The following is a 13,488-nucleotide window of genomic DNA, read 5'->3' as shown; positions in this document are numbered from 1 at the left end:
CCGGTCGGTTCAGTCGAGCCGGCCCAGCACCCGGTGCACGTAGTCGTTGGCGAACAGGCCGCTCGGGTCGAGGCGGCGGCGCACCGCGGCGAAACGCTCCCAGTCCGGGTAGCGCTCGCGCAAGGTCGCGGCGGTCTGGAAGTGCCGTTTGCCCCAGTGCGGTCGGCCGGCGTAGCGGTCGAAGACCTGCTCGCAGGCACGGAAATACGGTTCCCATTCCGCGCCGCGGAACTGGTGCACGGCGATGTAGCAGGTCTCGCGTCCGCCAGCGGGCGAGAGGAGCGCGTCGTCGGGTGCGACCCAGCGGACCTCGATCGGCATGGTGACGTGGAAACGCTTGGTCAATTCCTTGATCTCGCGGATCGCGTCGACCGAATGTTCGCGCGGGACGGCGTATTCCATCTCGGTGAACCGGAACAGCCTGGGGGAGGCGAAGACCCGGTAGGAGCGATCGACCTGACGGCGGTAGCTGCCCGCGTGCGCCGCGCCGCGGTGGATCCACGGGATCAGCCGCGGTTGGACGCGGCCCAGCCTGCACAGCGCGTCGAAGGTGTGGTTGGACAACAGGATGTCGGCGAGCCAGTCCACCGCCTTGCCGCGCGGTTGTTCGACCAGGTCGACCACGTTGTTGCGCTTGGTCATCGCGATCGGACTGTGGGCGAACATGTAGAACTCGAAGTGGTCGTTGTCGTCGAGGTAGGAGTCCAGGTCCGCGAGGACCTCCTCGACGGGAACGGGTCGCTCGACGCCCTCGAGGACGAAAGAGGGCACCATGCGCAAGGTCATCGCGGTGACCACGCCGAGCGCGCCCACGCTGACCCGCGCGGCGCGCCACCCGTCCGGATCGCTCGCGGCGTCGAGTTCGACGTGGGTGCCGTCGGCCAGGGCGACCTGCACCGATTCGACGGCGGCCGAGAGGTTGGGCAGGCGCGCGCCGGTGCCGTGGGTGCCGGTCGCGGTGGCTCCGGCGATGGTCTGCACGTCGATGTCGCCGAGGTTGGGGAAGGCCAGTCCGGCGGTGTGCAGGGCCGCGCTCGCGGCGTCGAGGGTGAGGCCGCCCTGGACGCGGACCAGTCCGGTCGAGCCGTCGATGTCGAGGATCCGGTTCATCCGCGACAGATCCATCAGCACGCCGTCGGTGAGTACGGCGTCGGTGAAGGAATGCCCCGCTCCGGCGACGCGGACGGTGCTGCCGCGCGCGGCGGCCTCGGTCAGCACGCCCGAGACTTCGGCGAGGTCGCGCGGTGAGGCGACGGTCGCGGGCGCGCACCGTTGATCGCCCGCCCAGTTCACCCAGTTGGTCATTTGACCAACATTAGGTCACGGCGGGTGACCCGCGCCACCGGTTGGCGAATTTCGTAGCGGGAAGTTGGCCCGGGCTCCCGGGGTGGCGCGGAATCAGCGTCGACGGCCCACGCATGTGTGCGTTTTGGCTTGGTCGACCTCGTCGTCGGTCAACGGGGGCGCGGTCAACTCGCGGCGCGGCACCGAATCCGAGCGGACGCCGTTGAGCGCGATGGCCATATACCGTTGCCAGGTAGCGGGATTCACCGGTTTGGAGAACTCCGCGATGGCGTCGACCATGTGGATCAGGGCGAAGAAATCGCTGGCCTCCACCCCGGGGGCCAGCGCGCCCGCGGCGGCGGCCCGTTCGATCACGCCGGCGATGGTGGGCTTCATCCGATCGCGCACCGAGGCGAACCGGTCGACGTCGTCCTCTTCGAGTTCGAGCATGACCTCGCTGAAGCCGCGGTTGGTGGCCAGGTGTCGACACGCGTACTCGAAGAACTGGACCAGGCCGAGCCAGGCGTCGTCGTGGCGGGCGGCCTCCTCGGCGGCGGCCGCGAATTCCGCGACGTTCTGCTCGAAGACCTCGGCGATCAGTTCCTTCTTGTTCGCGAAGCGGCGGTAGACCGTGCCGACGCCGACGCCCGCGCGTTCGGCGACGTCGTCGAGGGTGATCTCCAAGCCGTGATCGGCGAACAGTTCGCGCGCGGCAGCGACGATGCGCTGCTGATTGCGAGCGGCATCGGCACGCAGGCGGCGGGGCGGTGCGGGGGCCGTGGCGTGATTCACACCGACATGTTACCAACGACCGGGATTAAGCGGAGGTAGTACCTCCGTTCTTCTGTTATCGTCGATGTATAAGCGGAGATGGTATCTCCGTATAAGCCAAGAGTCCAAAGCCGCGCACAGACATAGAGGGGACCTATGACTACCGCCATCGATCAGGGGGCAGCGCCCCCGACCATCGAGAAGAAGTCCGACAAGCGGGGCTCGCACGCCCTGCGCTGGTGGGTGCTCGCCGTGCTCGGCGTCGCCCAGTTGATGGTCGTGCTGGACGCGACCGTCGTGAACATCGCCCTGCCCGCCGCCCAACTCGACCTCGGCTTCGGCGCCGCCGACCGGCAGTGGGTCGTCACCGGCTACGCGCTGGCCTTCGGCAGCCTGCTGCTACTCGGCGGCCGCCTCAGCGACCTGTTCGGCCGCCGCAACACCTTCATCGTCGGCCTGATCGGCTTCGCGGTCGCCTCCGCCCTCGGCGGCGCGGCCACCAGTTTCGAGATGCTCGTCGCGGCCCGCGTCGGCCAAGGCGTCTTCGGCGCGCTGCTCGCCCCCGCCGCGCTCTCACTGCTGACGGTCACCTTCACCGAACCCGCCGAACGCGCGAAAGCCTTCGGCATCTTCGGCGCGGTCGCGGGCACCGGCGGCGCGCTGGGCCTGCTGCTGGGCGGCATGCTCACCGAATGGGCCTCGTGGCGCTGGGTGATGTTCGTCAACCTGCTCTTCGCCGCCGTGGCACTGGTCGGCGCGGTCGCGCTGCTGGCCAAGCACACGGTCACCCAGCGGCCCGAACTCGACATCCCCGGCACCGCCGTGGTCACCGCCGCGCTGTTCGGCATCGTCTACGGCTTCTCCCACGCCGAGACCACCAGTTGGACCAACCCGGTCACCCTGGCGTTCCTGCTGGGCGGCGCCGCGCTGCTGGCCGTGTTCGTCGTCGTCGAGACCAAGGTCGCCCACCCGCTGCTGCCGATGCGCATCCTGCTCGACCGCACCCGCGGCGGCTCCTACATGACGGTGTTCGTGATGGGCATCGGGATGTTCGCCATCTTCCTGTTCCTGACCTACTACTTGCAGCTGAGCCTGGGCTACACCCCGATCACCACCGGTCTGGCCTTCCTGCCGATGGTGGCCGCGATGATCGTGTCCTCCACCACCACCCCGTCGCTGATCCTGCCGCGCGTGGGACCGAAGGTCGTGGTGACGGCGGGCTTCCTGATCGCCGCCGCGGGCATGGGCTGGCTGACCAGCATCGGGCTGGACACCGCCTACGTCACCCATGTGCTGCCCGCGCTGATCCTCATGGGTCTGGGGCTGGGCGGTGCGATGTCCACCGCCTTCCAGGGCGCGACCTCGGCGGTCCAGCACGAGGACGCGGGCGTGGCCTCGGCGATGATCAACACCAGCCAGCAGGTCGGCGGCTCCATCGGCACCGCGCTGCTGAGCACCATCGCCGCCTCGGCCGCCTCGGACTACCTGGCCTCGCGCCCGACCGATCCGACCGCATTGGCCCAGGCGCAGATCGAGAGCTACACGACCAGCTTCTGGTGGGCCACCGCGATCTTCGTCGTCGGCGCCGCGTTGGCCGCGGTGCTGCTGCCGAACAAAGCGCCCGTGCCCGCCGAAGGAGAGCCGGTGCTCGCGCACTGAGAACTGCTCTCCGAGAGATAATTACGGCTCGACAGGCAGCGCCCGCGTCACTCGACGCGGGCGCTGCCTCGTCGGCGGTCTCAGCAGTTGGTCGGCGCGGGCGCGCCCGCGAATCGGTCGCCGAGGTAGTCGAAGGCGCGCGGAATGCCTTGGAGCATGGCGGAGGCGTGGTCGGCGCCCGGGATCATGTCCAACTGCACGGGCGTGCCCGAGGCGCAGTAGCGGCCCGAAACCTCGCGCACCAGAGCGGGACTCACCTGATCCGCCGCGCCGTGCCACTGGTAGACCGGGGTGCGCGGCACGCCGGGGAAGGTTTCGAGGCTGTTCTCGTGCAGGATGCGCACGGTGGTGTCGTCGGCCTCCATCCCGCCGGTGAACACCTCGTCGAAGCTGCGGTTCGCGCCGGCGGCGATGATCTCCTCGGTGCACGCGTTCACCAGTCGGGCCCGCAGCGCCGCGCCTTGCGGATTCAGGATGCGATCCATCACCAACTGGTCCGGATACTCCCGTTCCAAGCCCATCGCGGCGGCGAAACCCAAGCCGAACAACGGATTCGGCGTACCGCCCACCTCCAGGGCGAGCTTGCCGATGTTGACCGGGACGCCGCCCTGCGCGACGCCGACGATCGGCAGTTCCGGTGCGTACTCCGGGGCCAGCGCCGCCGCGAACCCGGTGGCCATGCCGCCGCCGGAATAGCCCGCCATCCCGACCGGACTGCCCGCCAGCCCCGCGGGCTGGAAACGCTTGGCCGCGCGGACGCCGTCGAGGGTGATGCGACCGCCCAGTTTGGCGGCGCCGTAGGCGCTGGTGGGGCCGAGGTGATCGGGCACGGCCAACGCCCATCCGCGCGCGAGCAGCACGTTCAGCGCGGGCGCTTCCTGGAGACCGCCGTCGAACAGGGTGTGCGAGGGCGCGCACCGGGTGCCCAGCGAATTCACGAAGGGCTGGTAGGAGACCAGCGGACGGTTGTTCCCCCCGCCCGGCGGGACGAGCACCGTGGTGACCGCGGCGATCGGCGCGTTCTGCGAATCGGTGGTGCGGAACAGCAACTGCCAGGCGGTCGCACCGGGGAAGGCCGCGGCCGAGACCACGCGACTGCGCACGACGTCGCCGGGCTGGAAGTTCGCGAGATCCGGTGGGGCCCAGTAGAAAGCGTCCGGGTCCGGAGTCGGGTAGAGCGGCGCGGCGGGCGCCGGGGCGGCGAAGGCGACGCCGAACGCGGCCGCCGACAACGCCGCCGCGGCCAGTCGCCGTAGCCCCCGTGTCGAAGGTGCCCGTCGTAGCCGCGTTCCGTCGGTCGACGGTGTGCGCGCGGGTCGTCGCGCCGCGGTGGTGTCGGGCTGTCGTGCCGCCATGAATCGCTCCCGGAATGGGTGAGGGAATGGATGGGACATGAGGAACCGTCGTGGATCGTGGATCGTCGAGGGGCCGTCGGCCCGCGCCGATCGGGACCGCGGAGGATTCGCGTCGCGTCCCGGCGCGGATCGGTCCGGCGGCCGACCGATAGAGTCGAACCGACGGCGGTCGGCTCGACGCCGACTGCACCGATCATGATCGCACCCGGGGCCGGGTTCGTCGCGCCCGACCGCGCACCGGTTTTTCGCCACACCGGCGTGCGATTCGTAGACTGCTCGAATCCGGTGCGGCGGTCGCGGGGGCGCGCGGCGTCCCCCGGGGGACCGATAACCTGGAACGCTCACGGAAGGGGTCAGGCATGCGGGTCGCGAGGGCGCACGAACGATCCCGCCGCGCGGATCGCCCCGTCGGCAGCTGTTTCCGGGCGGCGCTGCCGTCCGGGACCGCGACCGTTAACATTGTCGGTTCGGCGGGGCTCGGCGCGCTCGACGACGCGACCGGGCGGTCGCGGACATGATCCTGATGACGAGCCGGGCGCAGCCGACACGGAAGGGAGACCCGAGCATGGCCCATGATCGAGCCGGGCGTCCCGCACGGCCCACCGACCTCGAAGACATCGCGCACCTGGTGACGGCGTACTACAGCCGCGTGCCCGATCCCGAGGACCCGGGCCAGCGGGTGGCGTTCGGCACCTCCGGCCATCGCGGGTCGAGTCTGGACGCGGCGTTCAACGAGGCGCACATCCTGGCGATCACCCAGGCGATCGTGGAATACCGCGCCACCCGCGACATCACCGGCCCGGTCTACCTGGCCCGTGACACCCACGCGCTGTCCGAACCCGCGTGGACGACGGCGCTCGAGGTGCTCGCGGGCAACGGCGTCACCGCGATCATCGACTCCCGCGACCGCTACACCCCGACGCCCGCGCTCAGTCACGCTGTGCTGCGCCACAATCGCGGCGGCACCAGGCATCAGGCCGACGGCATCGTGGTCACACCCTCGCACAATCCGCCCCGCGACGGCGGCTTCAAATACAACCCGCCGCACGGCGGCCCGGCCGACACCAAGGCCACCGACGCGATCGCCGCGCGCGCCAACGAACTGCTGCGCGGCGGACTCGCGGGGGTCGAGCGGGTCACACTCGGCGCGGCGATGAAGTCGAGCGTGCAGCGCTACGACTACCTCGACCACTACATCACCGACCTGCCCAATGTGTTGAACCTGGACGCGATCCGGGGCGCGGGCATCCGCCTCGGCGCCGACCCGATGGGCGGCGCCAGCGTGGACTACTGGGAGGAGATCGGCCAGCGCTACGACCTCGAGATCGAGGTCGTCAACCCGTTCGTCGACCCGACCTGGCGGTTCATGACCCTCGACAGCGACGGGCAGATCCGCATGGACCCGTCCTCGCGCTACGCGATGGCCGGGTTGGTCGCGATCAAGGACGACTACGACATCTCCACCGGCAACGACGCCGACGCCGACCGCCACGGCATCGTCACCCCCGACGGCGGGCTGATGAATCCCAACCACTTCCTCGCGGTCGCGATCGAGTACCTGATCGCGAACCGGATGGGCTGGGACGCGCTGACCAAGATCGGCAAGACGGTGGTCACCTCCTCGATGATCGACCGCGTCGTCGGGGTGCTGGGCCGCGACGTGCACGAGGTGCCGGTCGGTTTCAAGTATTTCGTGCCCGGCCTGTTCAGCGGCAGTCTCGCCTTCGGCGGCGAGGAGAGCGCGGGCGCGTCGTTCCTGCGCCACGACGGCAGCGTGTGGACCACCGACAAGGACGGCATCCTGCTGGCCCTGCTGGCCGCCGAGGTGGCCGCGGTCACCGGGCAGAGTCCCTCGGCCCGCTACGTCGAACTCGAGCGTCGCTACGGCGCTCCCGCCTACGCCCGCATCGACGCCGCGGCCACCGCGGAACAGAAAGCACTGCTGGCGAAGTTGACACCGGACATGATCACCTCCACCGAGATCGCCGACGAACCGATCACCGCCGTGCTCACCCGGGCGCGCGGCAACGGCGCGCCGCTGGGCGGGCTGAAGGTCACCACCGAGAACGCCTGGTTCGCGGCGCGGCCCTCCGGCACCGAGGACAAGTACAAGATCTACGCCGAGTCGTTCCACGGTCCCGACCACCTGGTCCGGGTCCAGGCGGCCGCGCAGGAGTTGGTGGGGCAGGCGCTGACGGGTGAGTAGGCCCGGCGGCGCTCGGGCGCTGCCCGGCGAGATCTGGGTGCTGGTCGGCGCGGCGTTCGTCATCGCGATCGGATTCGGCCTGGTCGCACCGGTGCTGCCGCAGTTCGCCCGCGGTTTCGGCGTGGGCGTGGCGGCGGCCTCGGCGATCGTCAGCGCGTTCGCGGCCATGCGACTGCTGTTCGCGCCGGTCAGCGGACGGTTGGTGCAGCGCCTCGGCGAACGCCGCGTCTACCTGGGCGGTCTGCTGATCGTGGCGGCCTCCACCGGGGCGAGCGCCCTGGCCCAGACCTATTGGCAATTGCTGGTGTTGCGCTCGGTCGGCGGTATCGGGTCGACCATGTTCACGGTGTCCTCGCTGGCGCTGCTGATCCGGATCGCGCCGTCCGATCAGCGCGGTCGGGTGTCGAGCCTGTGGTCGACGAGTTTCCTGGTGGGGTCGGTCAGCGGTCCGCTGGTCGGCGGCGGACTGGCCGGCCTCGGGTTGCGCGCGCCGTTCGTGATCTACGCGGTCGCGCTGCTGATCACCACGCTCGCGGTGCACCTGAGTCTGCGCAACTCCCGACTCGCGGCCCCCGAACTGTCGGGGGAACTGCGTCTGATGAGTTTCACCGCGGCGCTGCGGCGGCCGGAGTACCGGGCGGTGCTGTGGTCGAACTTCGCCAACGGCGCGGCCATCTTCGGCGTGCGGATGGCGCTGGTGCCGCTGCTGGTGGTGGAGGTGCTCGACCAGCCCTCCGGGATGGCGGGCGTCGCGCTGACGGCGTTCGCCGCGGGCAATGTGGCGGTGCTGTTCTGGGCGGGCGGACTGTCGGATCGCTGGGGGCGCAAACCGTTCCTGGTGGCGGGCGCGCTGATCTGCGCGGTGGGCACCGCGGGCCTGGGCTACTCGCCGAATCTGGTCTGGCTGCTGGGCACCTCGGTGGTCGCGGGCATCGGGTCGGGCATGCTCACCCCCGCCCAGCAGGCCGCGCTGGCCGACATCATCGGCCCCAAGGCACGCGGCGGACCCGTGCTCGCCGGCTTCCAGATGGCCGCCGACCTCGGCACCGTCATCGGGCCGATCGCGATCGGCGCGCTGGCCGAACGGACCTCCTTCGGCGTAGCGCTGCCCGTCACCGGCGCGCTGCTGGCGCTGGCCGCGCTGTACTGGGCAGTGGTGCCCGAACCCTTGCGCCGGGACCGCCCGGTTCTGCTCGAGACCGTCGCCGACGCCGAGACCCGGGCCGACGCCGAATCCTTCGCCGACGCGGTGACCGTCACCGAGAGCGCGTCCGCGGCCGTCACCGAGAGCGCGTCCGCGGATTCCGCGTGGCGCGAATACGGTACCGGCCGGGACTCCTCGTCACCGGACTCCGCCCCGGAGGGCTCCGTTTCCGCGGACGCCGCCGTCGAGGGAGTCGGCCGTGAGGCCGCCGGGAAGGCGCATGCCACCTCGCCCGAAGGGTGCGCGGACCGGCCCGCGCACCACTGACGCGGATTGCGTCGCCGGGCCGTACTCGCTGTTGCCGCAGCGAGATTCGATCGTGTTCGTGTCGTAACCATCCGCGGAGCGGACCGAACGGGATGTTCGGGGTTTCCCACGCGATAACCGGGTCCGCGGCCCTACCATCTAACCCGTTCGGAATGTGCTGTCCCGTAGGTTAATTCGTTCGAATAACCGAGGTTCGCAGGCAGTCGGTCTCCGGTTCTTCGTTCGGCTCGCTCGTCCCCGCGGCGCGGTGGATCCCCCGGATCCGTGCCGCCGTGTTCGCCCCGTGGCAGGTCAGGCCCTTCGAGATGAGGACCAATGATGAGTGAATCGGCAGTTCCCGCAACGACTTCGACCGATTCGGCGACCGAGCGCGCCGAGGCGATCCTCGCGCGCACCCGGGTTCTGTACGAACCCGCGCTGCGGGAGGCGGTCGCCACCCTGCCCGAACCGCTGCGCGCCATGGGCGGCTACCACTTCGGCTGGTGCGATGCCGAGGGCGCACCGGTCTCGGCGCGCGCGGGCAAGGCGCTGCGTCCGGCGCTGACGGTCAGCGCCGCCACCGCCTGCGGCGCGCCGCCACGCGCCGCCGTCGCCGCCGCGGCCGCCGTCGAACTGGTGCACAACTTCACGCTGCTGCACGACGACGTCATGGACGGCGACCGCAACCGTCGCGGTCGCCCGGCGGTGTGGACGGTGTGGAGTCCGGCCGACGCCATCCTGCTCGGCGACGCATTGCACGCGCTGGCCGTGCGCACGCTGGTGGGCGGACTGTCGGCCGCGGTGGCCGCCGCCGCGGTCGCCGAGATCGAACTGACCGTCATCGAGATGTGCCGCGGCCAGCACGAGGACTGCCGTTCCGGGCCCGGCGTGCGCGTCGACCTCGGTGCCTACGGGCGTATGGCGATGGCCAAGACCGGCTCGCTGATGGGGTGCGCCTGCGCCCTGGGCGCGCTGTGCGCGGGCGCGGACGCCGACACCGTCGCCGGGATGACCGCGTTCGGCCGGGATCTCGGGATGGCCTTCCAGTTCGTCGACGATCTCATGGGGATCTGGGGCGATCCGGGCGTCACCGGGAAACCCGCCCGGGATCTGGCCCGCCGCAGCATGTCCCTGCCCGTGCTCGCGGCGCTCGGTTCGGGCACCTCCGCCGCCTCGGAACTGGCCGCCGTCTACGAGACGGGCGCCGCCGTCGACACCGAGCGGGTCGCGCGGTTGGTGGAGTCGGCGGGTGGCCGACGCCGGGCGCTGCTCGACGCCGAACGGCACGTGCGCGCCGCCGTCGACAACCTCGCCGACCCCGCCCGCGCCGCGGATCTGATCACCCTCGCCCATCTGGTCTCGCACCGGAACCGGTGACCGACATGTCGAGAACAGGAGATACCGTGCAGCCCTTCGAGCTTCCCGAGTTCTACATGCCGTACCCGGCCCGGCTCAATCCGCACCTGGATTCCGCGCGTGCGCACACACGGCGGTGGGCGGCCGAGATGGGGTTCTTCGCCGAGCAGTCCGGCCATCACATCTGGGACGCGACCGATCTCGAGCGGCACGACTACGGTTTGCTGTGCGCCTACACCCATCCCGACTGCGACGCCCGCGAATTGGCGCTGATCACCGACTGGTACGTCTGGGTGTTCTACTTCGACGACCATTTCCTGGAACTGTTCAAACGCACCCGCGACACCGTCGGCGCGAAGGACTACCTGGACCGGTTGCGCGCGTTCATGCCGCTGTCGGACGAACCGATGCCCGAACCGACCAACCCCGTCGAACTCGGCCTGGCCGACCTGTGGACGCGCACCGTGCCCACCATGTCGAAGGATTGGCGGCGGCGTTTCGCCGAGACCACCAGAGCGCTGCTCGAGGAGTCGCGCTGGGAACTGGCCAACATCAACGAAGGCCGGGTGGCCAATCCGATCGAATACATCGAGATGCGCAGGCAGGTCGGCGGCGCGCCGTGGTCGGCCGGACTGGTCGAGCACGCCGTGGGCGCGGAGATCCCCGATCATCTCGCGGCGACCAGGCCGCTGGAGGTGTTGCGCGACACCTTCGCCGACGCCGTGCACCTGCGCAACGACCTGTTCTCCTACGAACGCGAGGTGCGTTCGGAAGGGGAGAACGCGAACGCGGTGCTGGTGGTGGAGCGGTTCATCGGCTGCGACACCCAGCGCGCGGCCGACCTGGTCAACGACCTGCTGACCTCGCGGCTGCAACAGTTCGAGCACACCGCGCTGACCGAGGTCCCTGCGCTGTTCGCCCGCGAGACGGTCGAGATCTCCGAGCAGATGGCCGTCTACGCCTACGCCAAGGGGTTGCAGGACTGGCAGGCGGGCGGTCACGAATGGCATCTGCGGTCGAGTCGCTACATGAACAAGGGCGGCGCGGCCGCGGGCACGGACGGCGCGCTGCCCGGCATCGGTTCGGCGGTGACGCGGTTGCCGCGCCCGTCCTCGCGCGCCGAACACGTGCGGACCCGCGGTCTCGTGCACACCCGCTTCGAGTCGGTGGGCCCGACGCCGCCACCCGCGGTCGCGATGCCCTACCCGCTGCGGCTGAACCCGCTGCTGGATTCGGCGCGGCGCACCCTGCTGGCCTGGGGGGAGTCGATCGGGCTGCACGAACCCGTGCCCGCGCTGGGCGGGATGCCGCTGTGGACGCCGAACGACCTGCGCCAGTTCGACTTCGCGCTGTGCTCGGCGGGCATGGACCCCGACGCGACCGTCGAGGAACTCGACAACTCCGCCGCGTGGCTGGCCTGGGGCACCTACCTCGACGACTACTACCCGCAGGTCTTCGGCCGTCGCCGCGACCTCGCCGCCGCGGCCGCGCAGACCGAGCGCTTCGCGCTGTTCATGCCCCTTGACGACTCCCCGTCGCCGCCGGCCGTCAACACCTTGGAACGCGGACTGGCCGACCTGTGGCGGCGCACCGCGGGCGACCTGAACGCCTCGCAGCGCCTGGAACTGCACACCTCGGTCATGCACCTGGTCGAAGGCTGCGAATGGGAGGTCGCCAACGACGTGGTCGACCGCATCCCCGACCCGGTCGACTACTTCGAGATGCGCAGGCGCACTTTCGGATCGGACCTGACCAAGACGATGTCGCGCCTCTCGCACGGCGACCTGGTGCCGCCCGAGGTCTACCGCGCGCAGACCCTGCGCGACCTGGAGAACACCGCCACCGACTACGCCACGCTGCTCAACGACCTGTTCTCCTACCGCAAGGAGACGGAGTACGAGGGCGATCTACACAACGGCGTCCGAGTCCTGCGCACCTTCTTCGAATGCGGCAACGACGAGGCGATCGACATGGTCGCGGATCTGATGACCGCGCGGATCGAACAGTTCGACCGCATCGTCGCCACCGATCTGCCCACCCTCTACGCGGAGTCCGACCTCGGACAACTCGCCCGCGAGACGCTGGACCGCCGCGTCGCCGAACTGCGCGACTGGATGGCCGCGATCGCGCACTGGCACGAGCAGACCGGCCGCTACACCGAGAGGGAACTCGACGCCCGCTACCGTCCCGGCGCTCGCGAGACCGTGCCGAGACAGCAACGCCTGACCGCCCTGCTGCGCCCGTCCGGTCTCGGCACCGGCGCGGTGCGGATCGACGGCCTGCTCACCCCCACCGATGAGAGCGCGGTGCCCCGATGACCACCCTCACCCTTCCCGCGCACGTCCCCGACCTGGACGCGGTGCGCGCCCGGATCGACGCGGCGCTGACCTCCTTCGTGCGCGCCAAGGCCGGAAGCGGTGCGGCACGGCGACTTCCGGACGAAGTCATCGACACCCTCGAGGAGTTCCTGTTCGCCGGCGGCAAACGCCTCCGGCCGGTGCTGTGCGTGCTGGGCTGGTCGGCGGCGGCCGACCTGGACGCGCCCGCACCCGTCGTGCGGGCCGCGGCGTCGCTGGAACTGTTCCACGCCGCGGTCCTCATCCACGACGACATCATCGACGCCAGTGACACCCGGCGCGACCGCCCCACCGTCCACCGGGCGCTGAGCGCACGGCACCGCGACCGGCCCGACCCGGACCGGTTCGGCGTCGACGCGGCCATCGTCCTCGGCGACCTGACCATGGTGTGGGCCGCCGAACTCCTGCACACCGCCGGGCTCACCCCCGCCCAGCTCACCGCCGCCCTGCCCGTCCTGGACTCGATGCGCGCCGAGGTCATGTACGGCCAATACCTGGACCTGCTCGCCACCGCCCGACCCGACGCCGACCTGGAACGGGCGATGCGGATCGTGCGCTACAAGACCGTCGCCTACACCTGCGAACGTCCGCTGCTACTCGGCGCGGCACTCGGGGACGCGAACCGCGAGGTGCGCGCCGCCCTGAGCGCCTACGCGCGCCCGGTCGGCGAGGCGTTCCAGTTGCGCGACGATCTGCTCGGCGTCTTCGGTGACCCGTCGCGCAGCGGCAAATCCAATCTGGAGGATCTGCGCGAGGGCAAACACACCGCCCTGATCGCGCTGGCCCTGGAACACGCGACCCCGGCCGACGCGCACCGCCTGCGCACCGCGCTCGGCGATCCCGACCTCGACGAGGACACCGCCGCCGTCTGCCGCGACCTCCTGTCCGCGACCGCGAAACCGCGCGTCGAGGCCATGATCGCCGCGCGCGCCGAACAGGCCGCCGCCGCCCTGGCCGACGCGCCCTTTCCGCCGCCGGTCATCGCGGCGCTGCACCGCATCGCCGACGCCGCGATCCGGCGGACCAGTTGACCCGGCCGGACACACCGCC

At 70.7% G+C, this 13,488-nt stretch carries 9 protein-coding genes; 6 read left to right on the top strand and 3 right to left on the bottom strand.

The annotated features are described in order from the left end of the window. Positions 1-9: 9 nt before the first annotated feature. The gene (locus ON30_RS20285; RefSeq protein WP_040709068.1) at positions 10-1,305 is read right to left on the bottom strand and encodes a D-arabinono-1,4-lactone oxidase; all 1,296 of its coding nucleotides are present in this window, start codon (positions 1,303-1,305) and stop codon (positions 10-12) included. Between the two features lie 93 nt (positions 1,306-1,398). Further along, positions 1,399-2,076: a TetR/AcrR family transcriptional regulator gene (locus ON30_RS20280; protein ID WP_040709066.1), complete on the bottom strand. Its 678-nt coding sequence runs from the start codon at positions 2,074-2,076 to the stop codon at positions 1,399-1,401. A 135-nt stretch (positions 2,077-2,211) separates the two neighbouring features. On the opposite strand from ON30_RS20280, the gene ON30_RS20275 reads away from it, so the two are divergent. Further along, positions 2,212-3,714, top strand: a complete 1,503-nt coding sequence (locus ON30_RS20275; RefSeq protein ID WP_040709065.1) for an MFS transporter — start codon at positions 2,212-2,214, stop codon at positions 3,712-3,714. Positions 3,715-3,794: 80 nt separating this feature from the next. Here ON30_RS20275 and ON30_RS20270 read toward each other — a convergent pair whose 3' ends face one another. After that, positions 3,795-5,069: a lipase family protein gene (locus tag ON30_RS20270; RefSeq protein WP_083911538.1), complete on the bottom strand. Its 1,275-nt coding sequence runs from the start codon at positions 5,067-5,069 to the stop codon at positions 3,795-3,797. Between the two features lie 565 nt (positions 5,070-5,634). On the opposite strand from ON30_RS20270, the gene pgm reads away from it, so the two are divergent. The 5 genes from pgm (at position 5,635) to ON30_RS20245 (ending at position 13,469) form a co-directional block, all read left to right on the top strand. Continuing rightward, complete coding sequence (gene pgm / locus ON30_RS20265) at positions 5,635-7,275, top strand: phosphoglucomutase (alpha-D-glucose-1,6-bisphosphate-dependent) (protein ID WP_040709064.1); 1,641 nt, start codon at positions 5,635-5,637, stop codon at positions 7,273-7,275. Next, the gene (locus tag ON30_RS20260) at positions 7,268-8,746 is read left to right on the top strand and encodes an MFS transporter (protein ID WP_083911537.1); all 1,479 of its coding nucleotides are present in this window, start codon (positions 7,268-7,270) and stop codon (positions 8,744-8,746) included. The genes pgm and ON30_RS20260 overlap by 8 nt, the downstream gene beginning before the upstream one ends. Before the next feature lie 318 nt (positions 8,747-9,064). After that, positions 9,065-10,102: a polyprenyl synthetase family protein gene (locus ON30_RS20255; RefSeq protein ID WP_040709063.1), complete on the top strand. Its 1,038-nt coding sequence runs from the start codon at positions 9,065-9,067 to the stop codon at positions 10,100-10,102. 26 nt (positions 10,103-10,128) lie between these two features. Then, a complete protein-coding gene (locus ON30_RS20250; protein ID WP_051029585.1) occupies positions 10,129-12,399 on the top strand; it encodes a terpene synthase family protein in 2,271 nt (756 codons plus the stop codon). Continuing rightward, on the top strand, positions 12,396-13,469 hold the full coding sequence (locus ON30_RS20245; protein WP_040709061.1) for a polyprenyl synthetase family protein: 1,074 nt from the start codon (positions 12,396-12,398) through the stop codon (positions 13,467-13,469). The genes ON30_RS20250 and ON30_RS20245 overlap by 4 nt, the downstream gene beginning before the upstream one ends. The last annotated feature ends 19 nt before the right edge of the window (positions 13,470-13,488 follow it).

The sequence above is a fragment of the Nocardia takedensis NBRC 100417 genome, from assembly GCF_000308695.1.
In the GTDB taxonomy this organism is placed as follows: domain Bacteria; phylum Actinomycetota; class Actinomycetes; order Mycobacteriales; family Mycobacteriaceae; genus Nocardia; species Nocardia takedensis.
Note: the sequence above shows the minus strand (reverse complement) of the source record. Positions and strands in the feature narration are given on the sequence as shown.

Coding starts and splice junctions, on each gene's coding strand:
- ON30_RS20285 (WP_040709068.1), bottom strand. CDS start 1,305: ATGACCAACTGGGTGAACTGGGCGGGCGATCAACGGTGCGCGCCCGCG.
- ON30_RS20275 (WP_040709065.1), top strand. CDS start 2,212: ATGACTACCGCCATCGATCAGGGGGCAGCGCCCCCGACCATCGAGAAG.
- ON30_RS20270 (WP_083911538.1), bottom strand. CDS start 5,069: ATGGCGGCACGACAGCCCGACACCACCGCGGCGCGACGACCCGCGCGC.
- pgm (WP_040709064.1), top strand. CDS start 5,635: ATGGCCCATGATCGAGCCGGGCGTCCCGCACGGCCCACCGACCTCGAA.
- ON30_RS20255 (WP_040709063.1), top strand. CDS start 9,065: ATGAGTGAATCGGCAGTTCCCGCAACGACTTCGACCGATTCGGCGACC.
- ON30_RS20245 (WP_040709061.1), top strand. CDS start 12,396: ATGACCACCCTCACCCTTCCCGCGCACGTCCCCGACCTGGACGCGGTG.